This window comes from Bradyrhizobium sp. SRL28 (genome assembly GCF_018596315.1).
Lineage (GTDB): Bacteria > Pseudomonadota > Alphaproteobacteria > Rhizobiales > Xanthobacteraceae > Bradyrhizobium.
Map to the genome: position 1 here is coordinate 1 of NZ_JAHEAG010000240.1, position 387 is coordinate 387.

General features: G+C 68.7%; 1 protein-coding gene. It reads right to left on the minus strand.

Going from position 1 to position 387, the window contains the following annotated elements; all coding sequences use genetic code 11:
- On the minus strand, nt 1-387 hold a 387-nt coding region (locus KIP88_RS46175; protein ID WP_214494678.1), incomplete at both ends, for an AMP-binding protein.

Here is a 387-nt window from a genome sequence, read left to right on the forward strand (position 1 = left end):
CGTCTCCAGGTCGACCACCGTCAGATCGAGTAGCGCATCGCCGCCGAGCGCCGATCGTCCCGCCGCATCGGCCAGCAGCAGAGGCGGCGCCGCATCGTTGAGCACCTGGTGCAGCCGCGCCGACGGATAGGCAGGATCCAGCGGCAGATACGCCCCGCCCGCCTTGAGGATCGCCAGCAGCCCGACCACCATCGCGATGCTGCGCTGAAGGCAGATCGCCACCGGCTGGTCCGGCCTGACCCCGAGCGCGATCAGGTGGTGCGCCAGCCGGTTCGCCCGCGCATTGAGCTCGTCATAGCTTAAGCGCTGGTCCTGATAGACCACCGCCACCGCATCCGGCGCCTTGCCCACCTGCGCCTCGAACAGCTCATGGATGCACTGCTGCTC